The 15,877-nt window shown below is 61.8% G+C and carries 17 protein-coding genes; 4 read left to right on the plus strand and 13 right to left on the minus strand.

Going from position 1 to position 15,877, the window contains the following annotated elements; all coding sequences use genetic code 11:
* Nucleotides 1-32: 32 nt before the first annotated feature.
* The 4 genes from ISS99_RS08665 to ISS99_RS08680 all read right to left on the minus strand — a co-directional run bounded on the left by ISS99_RS08665 (nt 33) and on the right by ISS99_RS08680 (nt 3,314).
* Entirely contained in the window at nt 33-1,217 is a 1,185-nt protein-coding gene (locus tag ISS99_RS08665) for an SGNH/GDSL hydrolase family protein (protein WP_239537809.1), read from the minus strand.
* Nucleotides 1,218-1,401: 184 nt separating this feature from the next.
* Nucleotides 1,402-2,187, minus strand: a complete 786-nt coding sequence (locus ISS99_RS08670) for a DUF4349 domain-containing protein (protein WP_204631214.1) — start codon at nt 2,185-2,187, stop codon at nt 1,402-1,404.
* 19 nt (nt 2,188-2,206) lie between these two features.
* Nucleotides 2,207-2,890: a hypothetical protein gene (locus ISS99_RS08675; protein ID WP_204631215.1), complete on the minus strand. Its 684-nt coding sequence runs from the start codon at nt 2,888-2,890 to the stop codon at nt 2,207-2,209.
* A gap of 103 nt (nt 2,891-2,993) precedes the next feature.
* Nucleotides 2,994-3,314 (minus strand): DUF1161 domain-containing protein, encoded by a 321-nt coding sequence (locus tag ISS99_RS08680; RefSeq protein WP_204631216.1) that lies wholly within the window; start codon nt 3,312-3,314, stop codon nt 2,994-2,996.
* A gap of 476 nt (nt 3,315-3,790) precedes the next feature.
* Between ISS99_RS08680 and ISS99_RS08685 the strand changes: the two genes are divergently transcribed.
* From ISS99_RS08685 to ISS99_RS08695, 3 genes are all read left to right on the plus strand, one after another.
* On the plus strand, nt 3,791-5,413 hold the full coding sequence (locus ISS99_RS08685) for a serine hydrolase (RefSeq protein ID WP_204631217.1): 1,623 nt from the start codon (nt 3,791-3,793) through the stop codon (nt 5,411-5,413).
* A gap of 207 nt (nt 5,414-5,620) precedes the next feature.
* Entirely contained in the window at nt 5,621-6,178 is a 558-nt protein-coding gene (locus tag ISS99_RS08690) for a carboxymuconolactone decarboxylase family protein (RefSeq protein ID WP_204631218.1), read from the plus strand.
* Between the two features lie 357 nt (nt 6,179-6,535).
* On the plus strand, nt 6,536-7,363 hold the full coding sequence (locus tag ISS99_RS08695; RefSeq protein WP_204631219.1) for a helix-turn-helix domain-containing protein: 828 nt from the start codon (nt 6,536-6,538) through the stop codon (nt 7,361-7,363).
* 58 nt (nt 7,364-7,421) lie between these two features.
* On the opposite strand, the gene ISS99_RS08700 is transcribed toward ISS99_RS08695, so the two are convergent.
* Entirely contained in the window at nt 7,422-7,913 is a 492-nt protein-coding gene (locus ISS99_RS08700; protein ID WP_204631220.1) for a GNAT family N-acetyltransferase, read from the minus strand.
* A gap of 301 nt (nt 7,914-8,214) precedes the next feature.
* Between ISS99_RS08700 and ISS99_RS08705 the strand changes: the two genes are divergently transcribed.
* Nucleotides 8,215-8,901: a class I SAM-dependent methyltransferase gene (locus ISS99_RS08705; protein WP_204631221.1), complete on the plus strand. Its 687-nt coding sequence runs from the start codon at nt 8,215-8,217 to the stop codon at nt 8,899-8,901.
* A gap of 5 nt (nt 8,902-8,906) precedes the next feature.
* Here the strand turns inward: ISS99_RS08705 and ISS99_RS08710 are convergent, their stop codons facing one another.
* The 8 genes from ISS99_RS08710 to ISS99_RS08745 form a co-directional block, all read right to left on the minus strand.
* Nucleotides 8,907-9,980 carry an ABC transporter substrate-binding protein gene (locus ISS99_RS08710; RefSeq protein WP_204631222.1) on the minus strand — a complete coding sequence of 358 codons (1,074 nt, stop codon included), beginning with the start codon at nt 9,978-9,980 and terminating at the stop codon, nt 8,907-8,909.
* A gap of 11 nt (nt 9,981-9,991) precedes the next feature.
* Complete coding sequence (locus ISS99_RS08715) at nt 9,992-10,411, minus strand: styrene oxide isomerase (protein ID WP_204631223.1); 420 nt, start codon at nt 10,409-10,411, stop codon at nt 9,992-9,994.
* A 42-nt stretch (nt 10,412-10,453) separates the two neighbouring features.
* Entirely contained in the window at nt 10,454-11,098 is a 645-nt protein-coding gene (locus tag ISS99_RS08720; protein WP_204631224.1) for a DUF6348 family protein, read from the minus strand.
* 52 nt (nt 11,099-11,150) lie between these two features.
* The gene (locus tag ISS99_RS08725) at nt 11,151-11,483 is read right to left on the minus strand and encodes a DUF7957 family protein (protein WP_204631225.1); all 333 of its coding nucleotides are present in this window, start codon (nt 11,481-11,483) and stop codon (nt 11,151-11,153) included.
* 75 nt (nt 11,484-11,558) lie between these two features.
* A complete protein-coding gene (locus ISS99_RS08730) occupies nt 11,559-11,921 on the minus strand; it encodes a bleomycin resistance protein (protein ID WP_204631226.1) in 363 nt (120 codons plus the stop codon).
* Between the two features lie 59 nt (nt 11,922-11,980).
* Nucleotides 11,981-13,165 (minus strand): dienelactone hydrolase family protein, encoded by a 1,185-nt coding sequence (locus ISS99_RS08735; RefSeq protein WP_204631227.1) that lies wholly within the window; start codon nt 13,163-13,165, stop codon nt 11,981-11,983.
* Between the two features lie 95 nt (nt 13,166-13,260).
* Nucleotides 13,261-14,520: an ABC transporter permease gene (locus tag ISS99_RS08740; protein WP_204631228.1), complete on the minus strand. Its 1,260-nt coding sequence runs from the start codon at nt 14,518-14,520 to the stop codon at nt 13,261-13,263.
* Between the two features lie 10 nt (nt 14,521-14,530).
* Nucleotides 14,531-15,853 carry an ABC transporter permease gene (locus ISS99_RS08745; RefSeq protein WP_204631229.1) on the minus strand — a complete coding sequence of 441 codons (1,323 nt, stop codon included), beginning with the start codon at nt 15,851-15,853 and terminating at the stop codon, nt 14,531-14,533.
* Between the last annotated feature and the right edge of the window lie 24 nt (nt 15,854-15,877).

Here is a 15,877-nt window from a genome sequence, read left to right on the forward strand (position 1 = left end):
GCCAAAGCTTGCCCTGATCGACGGCAGGTTAGCTAAGGCTTGCTTGCGAACAACCCAAGGTCGATCGACTCGGCCATTGCCCGATAGCCTGCATCGTTCGGATGCAGGTGGTCGCCGCTGTCGAACGCCGGCAGAAAACGATTCGGGCGCGCAGGATCGCGCACGACCTTGTCGAAATCGATCACCGCGTCGAAGGCACCGGATTGGCGTATCCACGCATTCACGGCCTGGCGCTTCTGTTCGGCGGCGAGCGTGTGGTACGGCCAGTCCGCACCGCCGAAGGGCAGCAAGGTGGCGCCGTAGATTTTCAGCCCTTTGGCGTGTGCCCGACCGATCAGCGTTTTCATGCCGTCGATGACTTGCTGGGCGGAAACTGCGTCCTTGGGTGTGTCCGGCTGGCTGGACTCTCCGATGTCGTTGATGCCTTCGAGCAGGACGATCCAGTGCACGGAGGCTTTCTGCAGTGCATCGCGGTCGAAGCGCGAAAGCGCGCTGGGTCCTGCGCCCTCATTCAAGATGCGATTGCCGCTGATGCCCGCATTCACCACCGCGACAGCCTGCGTGGCCTGGTCGGCATGCAGACGCGCAGCGAGTACATCCGGCCAGCGGCGATTGGCGTTGGGTGTCGACCGATAGCCGTCGGTGATCGAATCGCCGAACGCGACAACAGCTTTACTGGCAGGCGATGCAGCCACCTCGACGTCGGTGAGAAACACCCGGCTGGGAAGTTCTTCTTCGCCGGGAAACGACACTGCTGCTGCCGCGTTGCCGCTGTCGGTGATGTAGGTGGTGGCCTGGGCGTCACCATGCTGGGTAGAGGGATTGGTCTGCGCAGGTACGTAGAGACTTACCGCCAGCTCTTGCAGCGGCGCCACCGCCATGGCGACCGGATCGCTCAATACGCTATCGTCCTTGGCGATGGTGACCGTGGACGAACCGTGGAAGGTGAGCGCGTGATCGCTGCCCGGCTGGATGGACGCGCCGCTGGCATGCAATGCCACGTGGACGGGGCCTAGCGTTACCGGCCCAGTACCCATCAGGTTGCTCAAGCGCACGCGTATCGCCGTGCCTCCCGCGCTGACGCGAACGATTTCCCGCAGCGTCTGGTCTTTGAAGCCCGGACCTTGCGAATCGGGCACTGCGCTCCAGGTGGCTACCCAGTGTGAGCCCGCGTCCGTGGCGGCGCAGGCTGCCGTGGTGGCAGTTCCCAGAAGCATGCTCAGTGCAACCCGTTTCAGCATCGAACCGTTCATCGGATTCCCTTGTGGTATCCGCCACATTGCGGCGGTTGAATGTAGAGCTTATACGAGGTGTTCACTACGTGACCTACGACAGATATGCAGCACCGAAAGTGAAAACCCGCTCCCTCCCCTGCGACGGAAGTGGAGGGAGAACGCAACGTCAGCGCATATCTCGTTCGCGCGACTTCCTGGTTATCCGTCGCCATACCCAGCGCCAACCCAAGGCCAACGGAAACGCCAGCAGCAGGAACGGAATGCCGTAGGCGAGCATCTGCAGGGCATCGCGAATCCCTTCGTAGAGCTGATCGATGCTGCTATCCAGCGAGATTCCAAGATGGTGACCGCCGCCCTCCTCGACAAAATCCAGCTCGAGTAGATTGGTGTCGATGCGCCGCTGCTGCTGCGCCGAGACGTTCTGGAGATTTTCCCGTTCCACCTGGATCTGCGCTCGTTCGTGACCCAGCGCGATCAGGTCGCTGGGCGAGAGATCCTTGCGCTGTGAAAGCTGCTCCATCTGCGCGGAGTAGGCGTCCAGTTGTTTCAGCTTCTGGTCGTTGTCCTGGACCGCGTCGGCCAGGTCTTCGGCATGCGTCTGCCGCCAGGCCAGCTTGCCGTTTTGCCCGGCCATGGTGGCGAGCGGCTCGACTCCGGCAGGCACTACGCGCAGTGTGAGTGCTCCGCTGTGCTCGCTCTGCTCGATGCTCAATACGTTGCACGCACCGAAGCGCGCCGATTCGCAGGCTTCGCGTACGGCTGCCACGCGCGGCGCGATCTGCGCATCGGGCAATTCGATGCGCAGATGATGCTCGTAGGCCAGCTTGGCGCCGGCCTTGCCCGTTTCGCCGGAGATAAACGACGCTGGCGCCGCCACTGCGTGCTTGTTCGCACACCCGGCGGTCGCCAGTATCAAAATGACCAGCCACGTTGCCCGTCTCGTCACGTGCATGCGATTGCCTTCCTCGAAGTCATGGCGAACTTCCGAAACGCCGGCCGAGCAAGCGGCCGAACCGGCTCTTCAATGCAGGGGCATCGTATTCATCGAGTATCTGCGCATGCTCGACGGCAACTTCGTAGCCGCGAATGCTGCCCATGTCGCTACAGCTGCTGTGCGGCGGCGCTTCGGCGATGACGAGCAAGCGGCCTGGACCGAGCCAGCCTCCCGCGCCGACATTGGGAATTTCCGCACAACCGCCTTTCCTCGCCTGAAACTTCGCGGCGACGAGCTTCGAAAGCTCGTACGAGTGCAGGCCGTCGGGTGTCACCGCATAGGCGGTAACCGTCCAGGTGCCCACCCAGCCGCCGTCGCTCTGGGTTACCGCGAACTCGCGCGAATCCGGCGCCCAATTCACCTCGGCGAGGTCCTCGATCTCAAGCGGTTTCGACGCGGCCTTGCCGCTGGCATCGATGACCGCCAATGCGTCATCGGTTACTTTCAGCGCAAGCGTGTGGCTGGGCGACCGGACGGTGCTGACCCGTGTTCCCGCCGGCGCATCGGCAATGTCGGTTTCACCTGGCCACAAATACACGCCCGCTGCACTCCATTGCCCGGGTTGCTCGACTTCGACAGTGGATTGCTGCGCGGCGCAGGTCGCGGTTGCGATCAAGGCCAGGACGATGACAACGTAACGACGCTTCCGATGCTGTGCCATGAGTCGGACACGATCCCGCTGGTGTGATGTCTTCGGTACGGTAGAAGGCCCGGCAACAATGTGCTGCCGGGCCTCGATGTCGTTAGACGACTATCGCGCGGACTCAGCCGCCGCTGGACGAACTGGACGCCGGTGCCGATTTGTCGGCGGCCGGTTGCTCCTTCGACTTGCTGTCGGATTTGTCACCGCTCGCCGCCGCTTCGCCGCGGGTGTAGACGATGGATTTGTTGCCTTCACACTGGCCGACCACCTTGCCGCCATTCTTGTCGGCCTGATCGGCCGAGACCACGTCCAGGCTGTAATTGCTTACACCGGCGGCCTTGATCTTGGCATCGATACTGGATTTCACGCTGTCGCACGACGCATGGGCAAGCAACGGCAGCGACATCAACGTCAAGGCGGCAATACACAAACGCTTCTTCATGGCTTCTCCTCGTTGGCCTGTTTCACATCGAAAGTAGGACGACGCCACGCGGGGGCATGAGTCGGTATTCACTTCCCTGATTTTCCCCGCGGCACGTGGCCATCCTAGAGGGGCGGAACGAATACATCCAGAGGCAGCCCGGCTGCTTCCCCGAAAAACGCCCGAGTTCGAAAGAAACCTGCCGGTTATGGGCCGCCTGCGCGCTTTTCCAGCCGTGGCGTGCCCGTGCCATCCGGATAGCATTCCAGCGCCGTCACGTGACTATCCCGTGATTTCACAATGTGGACATAAAGAAGTCGCCCGCAGCGGGGATTTCGGACGCGGGAATCGGGGTGGTGTGCCGAAAGGCACTTCAACCGATGGTTATGCTTGACCAATTCTTCGCAGCCTCGACTCACCGCACTACCCGACGTCTTCGCCAATCCACGTGGAAAGGAGCCAGTGTGAAACGATTAGCCGTAGTTATGGGAGCCTGCATGCTTGCCGCGAATGCGGTGGCGGCCGATTCGCTCATTCCCGCGCGCGTGGAGCAGGCCATCCGCGATCGCGTGGCCGCCGGTGAAAATCCCACCGTAGTGGTGGCTGTGGTCGACGGCAGCCAAAGCGCTATCTATGAATTTGGCAAACTCGATAGCGGAGCGGCGCCTACCCCCTCAACGGTGTATGAGATCGGATCCGTCACCAAGACCTTCACCGCCACGCTGCTGGCCAACTTTGTCGTCAAGGGGCAATTGCGCCTGGATCAGCCGCTGTCCACGCTGCTTCCCGGTTTTACCATTCCATCCAAGGACGGCAAGGCGATCACGCTGGCCAACATAGCAGAACAAAATTCGGGGCTGCCGCGCCTTCCCTCCAACATGAAGCCCGCCGATCCCACGGACCCTTATGCGGATTACGACGCGGCCAAGCTCAAGCAATTCCTGGCCGCGTATACGCTGCCCAGGGATCCCGGCGCACGCTACGAATACTCCAACCTTGCGGTGGGCCTGCTGGGTTATGCACTGGGGCAACACGCGGGAACCGGCTATCCGGCGCTGCTGAAGTCCACGATTTTCGATCCGCTGAAAATGAAAGACAGCTCCGTGGGCGTGAGCAACCCAGATCCCACGGGCATGGCCGGCGGACACGATGCCATGGGAAAACCGGTACCCGGCTGGCACCTCGACGCGCTGGCCGGCGCTGGTGCCATCCGCAGCACCGGCGCGGATATGCTGCGCTATCTGCAGGCCAATATGGGGCTGCTGCCTTCGCCGCTGCTGCCCGCCATGCAACTGGCGCAAACGGCCAGGACATCCGCGGGCAGCTCAACCGTGCAAATCGGCTTGATCTGGATGACGCAGCATGACGGCCGCCAGCCGGAAATCGTCTGGCACAACGGCATGACCGGTGGCTACGCCAGCTTTATCGGCTTTACCTCCGACCGCAAGCACGGCGTGGTGATCCTGACCAATGCGCAGGTCGACGTTGACGATCTCGGCTTTGCTTCGCTGCGGCCGGACTGGCAACTGGAGCCGTCGCGCAAAAGCGTGGCGATGTCGCCGGACCAACTGAAGGTCTACGAAGGCGCATATCAGTTGTCGCCCAAGATGGTGTTGAGGCTCAGCCTGGCCGGCGACCAGCTGATGGCACAGGCCGCCGGCCAACAGGGCATTCCGATCTACCCTTCCAGCCGCGACGAATTCTTTGCGCGGATCGGCGGGATCAGCATGAGCTTCAAGCGCAACGCGGACGGCAGCATCAATCGCCTCGTGCTGCATCAGCACGGCGACCATCCGGCGCCGAAAATCACTGAGGCCGCCGCCGCTTCGATCGAAGGCGTCAAGGAGACCACACTTGATCCCGCCGTGCTGCAGCAGTATGTGGGGCGTTACAACCTCGTGCCGGACGGCACCTTCGTGATCACGGTCGATCAAGGACAGCTGATGGCCAAACTCGCCAGCCAGCCGACTTTTCCCATCTACGCCAGCGCCAAGGACCATTTCTTCTATCGGGTGGTCGATGCACAGATCGATTTTGAGCGCGATGCTTCCGGAAAGGTCACGGCGTTGGTCCTGCATCAGAACGGGAAAACGATGCGGGCGCCCAGGGCGGGCGGTTAAATCGGCGAGCGCGTGCATTCGACCCCGAACCCGGCACATTCGCCCGCCGGGTTCGTCGCGATCGCCATGCTTCACGCGGGAACACGTGATGGGCGTTACGTCGCATACCGATTGATTACCTCCGAGGTAATTGGCGCGATGAACTCGTGCGCCTAGAGTGGCTCCACACCGTCGATATCGACGTGCCATTCAAAGAGGACGCTCCCCATGTCAGCCTTTCCCGTTCACACCATCGAATCCGCACCCGAATCCTCCAAGCCCGCCCTGGAAGCATTGCAAAACACGTTTGGCGTCATCCCGAATATTGCCCGCGCCATGTCCACATCGCCTGTGCTGATCGGCAGCCTGGTCGGGCTGTTCGGCAAGGTCCACGGCGGAAGTTTTTCGGAACCACAGGTTCAGATCGTGCTGCTTACCAATGCGGTAACCAATGCGAGTTCCTGGGCCGTGGCCTTCCATTCGTTCCTGGCTGCCAAAGAGGGTATCGACGCGGCGGATATCGAGGCCATCCGCGAGCGCCGGCTGCCCAAGGATGCACAGTACGCTGCGCTCTCCACGCTGGCGCGAACGCTGATCGAAAAACGCGGACATCTCGACGATCGCGACCGGTCGGCGTTTCTGGACGCCGGATTCGGCGAGGATCGCCTGCTGGAGGTTATTGCCATCGTCGCCGCATCGGCCATCACCAACTACACCGGCAACGTGACCTTGCCGCCGCTGGAGCAGGATTTTCAGGATTATCGCTGGCATGCGCCGAAGGCCTGATCGACCGATAGAACGCTTTTGGAGCGATGTTCGCAAACATGCACGCAAGCAAGGCTAATATCCAGGCAAGACCTATTAGGGCCTGTTAGCACTATTTTCGTGGCCCGCGCCGGGAGCTGTTTGCGCGCCAGCCAAGGAAGAGTGAGGGAGTGTACGTCCGTACACGACCGAGCGATGACGCCGGATGGCGGGCAAACAGACCCGGCCCGTAGGGTTGCCGTAGAGTGGCCGCCATGCGGCAGCACGCGGCACCGGCTTGGCAGCCAGCCAAGTCAGTGCCGCGCACTACCACCTGACGACCACTCAACGACAACGCGGGCTACGAAAATAGTGCTAACAGGCCCTAGGGAGGTTCACGTGGGCACCCCTCGCACGGATCGAACGCGGCCATCCACTGACCTTGGCGCCCTCCTGCGCCATTGGCGGGAAGTGCGCGGCGCCAGCCAATTGGGGCTGGCGCTCGAGGCCGGCATGTCCCAGCGGCACTTGAGCTTTATCGAAAGCGGCCGCAGCGCACCCAGTCGGCAGGTATTGACCAGCATCGTGCAGTCGCTGGATGTTCCGCTGCGCGAACGAAATGCCGTGTTCCTCGCGGCAGGTTATGCGCCGGTCTATTCGGAAGCACCGTGGAATGCCCATGAAATGCAGGGCATCACGCGCGCGCTTGAGCGCATGCTTCGCCAGCACAATCCCTATCCGGCCCTGGTCATGGACCGCTATTGGAATGTGTTGAACGCCAACGAATCGTCGCCGCGCTTCTTTGGCTCGTTTATCGACTTGGCGGCGCGCAGCGGTCCGCGCAACATGCTGCACTTGATGTTCGATCCCGACGGCATGCGGCCGTTCGTGCAGGATTGGGAAATCGTCGCGCAAAGCCTGGTTCAGCGCGTCTATCGCGAAGCGACCGGGCGCGTCCTGGATGAACAAGCCCATGCGTTGCTTGACGAGTTGTTTGCCTACCCCGGGGTCGATCCGTCGTGGCGATTGCACGGATCGGTGGGTCCCGCTCCGAATCTGCCGATGATTCCCATCGGCTTCAAAAAGGATGGCACGGTCCTGCGGTATTTTTCGATGATCACCAGCGTGGGCGCACCGCAGAGCATTGCCGCGCAGGAGCTTCGCATCGAATCCTTGTTTCCTTCGGACGAGGAGACCGAAGCGTTGCACGAAGCGTGGATGTCGTAGGTTGAGTTAGCGCAACGCAACCTGACGTTTTTCGCGGAATTTGTTGGGTTACGCTGCGCTAACTCAACCTACGAATCTGCAGCGTCCAATGGACCAGCACTTCTCCGTTGTGGTTGAGCTCCGATCCAACGCTTGCAAATCCCAGCTTTTGCACGACGCGCGTCGAGGGAGCATTGAGTTCCCTCACCTTGGCCAACACCTCGCGAACCTGTCCGCTGTTGAAGGCGATCAGCACGAGCGCTTCGATGGCACGTGTGGCGATGCCGCGGTTTCGGCGCGCAACGGATACCCAATAGCCGATCTCCACCTGCCCATTGTGCGGTTCGCCTTTGAATCGGCAGCCGCCGATGATGGTGTCGTCGGGCTCGCGGATGTAGAAGCTGTTGCACCACGGAGGCTGCTGGCCTTGATAAACCAGGTTCAGCGATCGGGTGGCAACGGATGGAGGCGGCAGTGCGTCTTCCAGGGCGATATGGGCCAATCTCTCGGGAACCGAAGCCTTCGCGAAAGCGATCAGGTCTTCTACGGAAATCGGGTCCAGGGCGATCATTCGTCAACGGCCTCATCACCTTGCATACGAATGTGAAGACTTGGAATCGCATTGGCCAAGCCGGCTAGAGCTTATGTCACCTTTTTATGAGATTGGTTCCGCTGAACGGCCAAAGTCGCCCTCTTCGCCCCTCGATCGCGCGAATCACGAAACAATATCGATGCTGAAGAGGGGTGCCGAGCGGCGACGTCTTTTACCTGAAGAGCGACTAGCCTAGGGCACTCTGCAACGGCGCCAAAGCGTGGGCACGGGGTAACCACCTTGGCGGCACAGCGGATCTTCGTGTTACTGGAGCGCCGTCATGAAAGACCTGATCAAGCGAATCCCCGTCTTAGGCCCCGTTGCCCGCAGCGTTTACCGGCGCTGGCTCAATCCCCCAAAACCGTTCCACGGCTCGGAAGATTATTGGGTGGAGCGATATCGCGAAGGCGGCAACTCCGGCGCGGGCTCGTATAACCGCCTCGCCGAATTCAAGGCGGAGGTGCTGAACGATTTTGTCGCCAGCCACGATATTCGCGAAGTCATCGAATTCGGCTGTGGCGACGGCAATCAGTTGACACTGGCGAAATATCCGTCCTATCTCGGTCTGGACGTAAGCCCGGATGCCATCGAGCGCTGCACCCGCCGCTTCGCCAAGGATGCCAACAAGGCGTTCATGCTGGTGCACGACTACGCGGGGCAGACCGCGCAGCTCGCGCTGTCGCTGGACGTGATCTATCACCTGACCGAGGACGAGGTGTTCGAGCCGTACATGGAAACCTTGTTTGGCGCGGGGCGGGATTATGTAGTGATTTATTCCTCCGACAAGGACGAGCCGCACACGCCGTCCGCGCACGTGCGCCACCGCCAGTTCAGCCAATGGGTGCGCGCGAATGCGCCCGGCTGGCGATTGCTGCGCCACATACCCAATCGCTATCCCTACGCCGGCGACAACGACACCGGTTCACTCGCCGACTTCTATATCTATGGCAGGGGCAGCCTGACCTGAGCGGCTCAGCCGACGTGCAGGACTCGAAAGCGATCGTGCACGTGCGGATCGCGATCGGCGACCTGCACGGGCGGCCAGGCCCATTGCCACGTGCTGATACCGGGCTGGCGGGAAAACGCGATTTTTCCGCGCGTGCCTTCGACCGTCACCTGCGACCAGCCATCGGCAGACGGCGCAGCATCTCTACGCAATAGCTCGGCAAGCACCAGCAGCGTGTCGTAACCCTCGAAGGCGACGAAGGACGGCGCCTCGTTCAAACGTTCGCGCAACGACGCCTCGACGCGCACGCCGAAGTCACCCAGGTGTTCCGGCAGATAGCGCAGGAACGGAATGGCGGCGCCATCGCTACCCAACAAGGCAATCCACTCGGCGAACTCCGGCTGGCCCGCCGGAGCACCGATCAGCACGTGGGCGAGACGCGGATCGCCGCGAACGGCCCTGACCAGCGACGCCGCCGGCTCGGGATAGCCGACGAGCAGAAGCAGCGCCGTAGCGCGGTGCTCGACCAGCTCTTCGCACAGTGCTTCGGCTGCAAGCGTCCGCGTATCGAGTTCCACGACGCTGCCGCCGCGCGAAGCGAGATGGTCACGCAAAATGCGCGTACCGGAAGCCCAGTACACACTCGGCTGAGTGGCAACGGCAATGCGGCGATGCCCTGCCCCAATCAGAAAGTCCGCATAGATCCGCCAACCGTGCGATTGCGCCGGAGCCAGACGCGCCACCCAGTCTGCAGGTTGCTCGGTAAGCGCATCGAGCACCGCCGAAGCGCAAAGAAAGGGCAGGCCGAGCGCGTCGGCGCGGGCAGCGGCGGCACGCGCGACAACGCTGTGATATTCCCCGGCCAACGCGGCGACACCCATGCCAGCCAGCTCATCCACGGCATCGGCGGCCTTCCGCGGATCCGCCGCGGTGTCTCGCACGATCAGCTCGATGGGCTTGCCGCAGATCCCGCCGGCACCGTTCACCTCGCCAACAGCCAGATCCAGACCGGCAAGCAGATGCCGTCCCGCCTCGACCCAGCCGGGACGGCTAAGCGGAACGAGTGCGCCAATGCGCACGGAGGATTTGCCTGTCTTCACCGGGACGGGATTCACAGCGAGACATAACTCGCATAGACGAGCGCAAGCGCTGCCACGAGCGACGCGATGGAACCCAGCACGTTGCCGGTAAACACGAGTTTTGCACTGAGCGTGCTGCCAGAGGAAAGACCGCGATGACCGCTCATCGCAGCCAGCGGCAGCGAGAACGAAAAAGCATATGCGGAAACCATCAGCGCGATCGCCACCAACCACTTCACCTGCGCCGTCACCGCAAAAGACGACAGCAATGCCGCCACGGCGAACATGAGTATCGCGCCAATGGGCAGGCTGGCGTGCGCCACCCGCCAGGAGTGGACGATGTTGGCAGGCGCGTTACGGCTGATGGCGCGTCCATAAGGCGCACCGCAAAGCAGGCCGATCAGCAAAACGATACTTCCGTGAAACACGAGATGGCGTGCGGACAGGTCCATGATTGCTCACGAGTAGGGTTCAGCGCCAAAGCTCTGGAGGCCTCAGTAGTCCCGGATATCCAGGGCGATGAAGCAACGCGCGCTATAACCTTTGTCCGTCGATGGCCAATTCAAGTGCCCCAGCAGACGATCGCCGGCCAGCCAGGGCTCGTTATCCAGCAGCGCTTCGCTGGTGACCGTTCCATCATCCAGGCGGCGGTGGAACAGGCGGATCCAGTGCAGTTCGCCGCTCAGGGATTCGTTGCGAAGGGCTTCCTGCAAGGCGGGCAGCAAGCCGTCGGGCGCCGCGACATCGTCGCGATCGAACGCAAGCGGGCCGACGAAAATATCCCAGTTGCGCACGCCGATGTCCCAGCTTTGCAGCTGGATGCGCCGATCGTCCGTGACATACCAGCACGCCGCCAGCAGCACGTGCAGGACGTTGCGCTCGAACGCGGCCAGCGCATCGCGCAGGCCCACTTCGCCGCGTCCGCTGCCGGCAAAGCTGTCCTCCATCTGGCGTTCCTCGCTGATCACCACGTCCACATCCAGCCGGCCCGGCGAATCTCCCTCTCCCTCGTGCCAGTTGGCGCGCACGGCGGGAAAATCGCCATCGGTCACCAGCCAGTCTTCATCGGGCTCCAGCTCCACCTCGTAGCGCTCGAACAGGCGAAGCAATGCTTTTTGCAGGGTGTCGGAAGTGACCATGGCTACCTCGGGGAAATCGCGGCCGATTTTGTGCGAAAACGGACGGAAAAAATCATTTGGTGAATTGCTTGGCCAGTACTTCGCCCGATCGAGGATCGATCGTGCAGGCAAAGCAAGCGTAGTTGAACACGGATAGAGGGACTTCGGCGACGATGTCCGTATAGGCATCGATGGCGTGCATTCCGATGTCCTGCGCCCGCCACAGGTGTTCGCCGTTCAAGCCGAACCCAAAGAGATTGCGGGCAGGCTCGCCTCTGGGAAAGGCCATCCAATCGCACAGAACCACGATAACGTCCTCGATCCGCCGCGCGTCGATGATGGGAAACCCCACCTCGATCGGCCCGCCGGGCGCGTCAAGCCTGCTTCCCTGAAATTCCAGCTTCAAAACCCGCTCCGATAGCAAACACCGCCATCATTCGGCGGTTCGTGGATCATTCTCGTTGCTCAAACGGCAGTGCGATTATCGCGCAACCGCCGTCGAGAATCGCAGGCGATTGCCGTCGGGGTCGGTCACGACGATTTCCCGTGTTCCCCACGGCGTCATTTTCGGAGGATTGGCGATGGCCACGCCGCTGGCGTGGAACTTGCGGTAGCACTCGTCCACGTCCGGGACCGAAAAATACACCGCTCCGCCCACCTCGCAATCGCCGGCACGCTCGGTGAGGAAGATGGTCTGCCCCGACCGGGTGAGCTGGATAAAGAGTGGAGCGCCCGCCCCAACCTGATGCTGCCAATCGACCATGAAACCCAGGCCATGCACATAGAACTGCAGGCTGGCGGCTGCACGGGTGATCCTGAGTTGCGGGATGACGGTTTGACTCATGGCGCCCCTCCATTGCTGCCCGGTGGACTATACCCTTCGCACGGGCCAACGGGAGCCGATCAGCGCTTTGCCGGCCGAAATTTCACCGTAATGGTATGGGCGGGCACACCGTGTTCGGCCGGGGCCTGCTTGAGATAAGCCATGGCCGCAGCGTCGTGTTTCAGATAGGCGTCGAGGAACTGCAAGGTGTAGCGCGCAACCAGCGCATAGCCCGTCGCACCATCCTGCCGGCCATAGTCGTCCTTGTAACCCACCTTCTGCCACATCACCTCGTCGCGCTGATTCATGGCGCTGAATTCCTGATGGGCAAGACCCATCACGTGCACGGTCACCAGATCGCCGTGGACCCATTGGTTGAGGACATTCGGCCCCTGGCTGGCTTCCTTGAAATAGCGCTGCTCGTCTTCGAGAGTGATATCGCCCTGGGTGAAGGCGAGCAGCGGTATCTTCATCTGCTGCGGATGCACGTCGCCCGCTTGCTCTACCAGCGCAGGGAAGTAACGCAGGCTGCCGTCGATCGATACCAGCGCATCGACACGGTTGCTCCGTGCGGCGGCGAAGAGGCTGGCGAGTCCGCCCCAGCTGTATCCCGCTACGGCGAGCCTGGACATATCGGTATCGGGCAATGTCTGCGCATAGTTGATCAGAAAGGAGATGTCGCGCGCCTGCGCATTGACACCTGCGAGATCGAGCTTCATGTCGCGTGCGCTCGCACCGATGCTTGGACTTGCGATAACCACGTAGCCATGGCTGGCCAGGTATTCGCAAAGATCGAAATTTTCCGGCGCGAGACCGCCGGCGCCCGGCGCGTAAATGACGACGGCAAAATGTCCAGGCACCGGCGACGCATCGCGTACGGCCCACGACGACTGGGTCAAGGCAGGTGCCATATCGGCCAGGTTCTGCTTCCAGTCCTGATCCAGCCGGGGCTTGCCGAAGCTGGTTTCCGTCGCCGTCACGTTGAGGTAATCCATGACGGTCATCGGTTTCGCAGCAGTCTTTTGCGCCGGATACCAGATGAGTGTCTGCACCGGCCGGGAGTGCTCGCTCCGCTGGGACTGGCCTTGATGGTCGGCATCGCCCTGGAAGCTGCGCTCGCGATCGTATTGCTCGACAACCTTCAATCCCACCGCATAAGGGCCGGGACTTTCCGTGAACTTGAAGATTTGAACGGCCTGCGCGTCGACGTGGAAAGAGAGTGCGCAAAGCGCAAGGAACACCATCGCAAGCGTCGTCAGGCGCATTGATAGGTTCTCCTCGAACCCGATTATCTGTGAAAAAGAAAGTGTTGCATAACCCAGTGGCGCACCGCTGGTTTCATAGCCGCGATCATTCACTATCACACCGACCGCGTAGCCTCGATGGGGGGAACGCTCGAGGCACTCAGCGCCGGCCCCAGTACGGCGGCCTGACCCAGGATGAGCAGCAAAACGACTCCCGACACCACGTAAGGCATGGGAAGACGATGCATCTCGAACTGGGTGACCATCCACAGGTTGAAGCCGATCGCGAGCGCCGCGCCGAGCACGACGCCGCAGGTGCTGATCAACGCATTCTCGGTAAGGAAGTAATAAAGAATGCTGTGCCGGGTTGCGCCGAGCGCACGGCGCACGCCGATCTGCTTGCGGCGCTGCCCCACCCAGAAACTGGAGAGCCCCACGATGCCCGCCGCCGTGACGGCAAGAAGCGTGATGCTGATGGCGACCATCAACTGCGCCAGGCCCACGTCGCTCTTGTAGGCCTCTTCGCGGATCTGCGCAAACGTGCGCACACCGGCCTTGTCGCCCTGGCCATCCGGAATGACCCGCTGCGGATCTTGCGCATAAAGCGCGGCCGGCACGCTTTTCATGGCGGCTTCCAGGCGGCCGGGCTTGGCACGGACCACGTAGTACCGCTGCGACTCGGTCATGCGATACGGAAGCAGCATGCTGTTCCAGGAAAGATTGTCGGAGTCGGTTTGGCTGGCCGCGCTCTCCAACCTGTCGACGATGCCGATGATGGTGCTGGGCTTGGTCGCGCCGCCGACCATGTAAACCTGTTTGCCCAAGGCATCGCCATTGGGAAACAACTCATCGGCCATGTGCTTGGTGATGATGACGACCGACGGTTCGAGCATGCCCAGCAAGGTGTGCTGGGCGATTTCGTCGGGCTGGAAATTGCGTCCGGCAATGAGCTTGATGCCCAGGGTCGATATGGCGTGATCGTCTGCATAGACCATTGCGCCGGGTGCGCCGCGGCGATCGTCGCGCGATCGCTTCAGCCCGAGCGTCCAGTTGTCGTTGGACAGCGGAAGCATTTCCGATTCATACGCGTCGGCCACGTCGGGCAGTTTGCGCAGCGTTTGCAGGTCGCCCTGGATGTCGGCGTCGATGCGCGCCTTGCCGCTGTCCGTATCGGCACTGAGGCCGGCGTGGGACGTGGATACGAACAGGATGTCCGCTTCGTCGATGCCGGTGACGCGATGGATGCGTTCGAGCCGCTGCGTCACCACGAACAACGCGTTGCAGACGATGGCAAGGGTGAGCGCGATCTGCAGAACGATCAGCACCGTGCCGGTCTTGTGCTTGCGCAACGCTGCGATGATGGGATGGATGGCCACGGTGCTTTCCTCAATCGATCTTCAGCTGCATGGCCGGGCGTACCCCGCTAGCGCGCAAGATGGGATACAGGCCGGCGAGAATGGCCGACACGATGGCAAGCAACAATGTTTCCGCCAGCAAGGTCACATCGATCCGGGTCAACGCGGCCACGTCCTCCGGCAGTGCGTGGTGCATCCACGCGATGCCGCCCCAGGTAAGCAGCAAGCCGATGATGCCGCCGGTAATGCCGATGGTGGCCGCCTCTACGCCAAATTGCAGGGCGATGGCTCCACGCGTGGCCCCCATGGCGCGGCGCACGCCGATTTCGCCGGAGCGGCGCATGAACTTCGCCAGCAACAGGCCGATGGCGTTGACCATGCACACGAGCAGGAAACAGGAAGCCACCACCACCGACATCTTGGTCTCCGGCGGTACCACCTGTTCCAGATCCATCCAGGCGGGAAGGTTGCGCAGCTTATAGTTTGGCGGCCAGTCGAAACGGCCCGCCTTTTGCTGATCGCTGAGATAGCCTTGCAACAGGGTGCGGAACGACGCGACCTGGCTGGCGTCATCGAGCTCCACCAGGTACGCCACCCACACGCAATTGGAGTTGAGGATGCCGGCGAATCCCGATGCAGGCAGCGCTGCCCCGCAGCCAAAGCCGCCATTGGTCGGCATCTGCTGATCGACCGCCGCGGTAAACGGTATGAATACGTCGTCAGCCGGACCGAATGCGATGCTGTTGGCCAGATCGTAGAACTTCGGTTGCGGGTGCCAATGGTCGAGCACGCCGACGATCCGGTAGGTACGGTCATTCAGGCGAAGATCTTTGCCAACGCTGTTGCCGCCGCCGAAAAGCCGCTCGTTGAGATCGCTGTTGATGACGGCAAGCAAAGCGTGGTTCTGGTCGTCCTGCGCCGACCACGCGCTGCCGTAGCGGAACGGCGTGTCGGCGATCTTGAAGAAATCCCCGTAAACCGCATGGCCACCCACCGCGACGGATTTTTTCGTCGGATCATCGGGATAGACAGTCGGCGCGATCGGATACAACGCCGTCTGCGGCACATCCGTGCGGTGGCGCATCAGGGCCATCGCATCGGTATAGGTCAACGTATCCGGCAGCTCGCCATTAGCCTGATTGCCCGCGCGCGATTTAGGTCCCCAGACGTCCAACTGCGGAAAATACAGTTTGGACGATTTCCACGGAATCGGATCGCCGGACATGGCGCGGAACACCGCATACGTGGTCATCGATGCGCCGACGCCAAACGCCACCGACATCACCATCAGGGCGGTCAAGATGGGCGCCTTGCGTAGGCTGCGAAAGCCGAGCGACAAGTAGTAGGCAAACAAGACCGACTCTCCTTGGTTCGTTGG

The sequence above is a fragment of the Dyella mobilis genome, from assembly GCF_016904945.1.
Taxonomy (GTDB): Bacteria; Pseudomonadota; Gammaproteobacteria; order Xanthomonadales; family Rhodanobacteraceae; genus Dyella_B; species Dyella_B mobilis.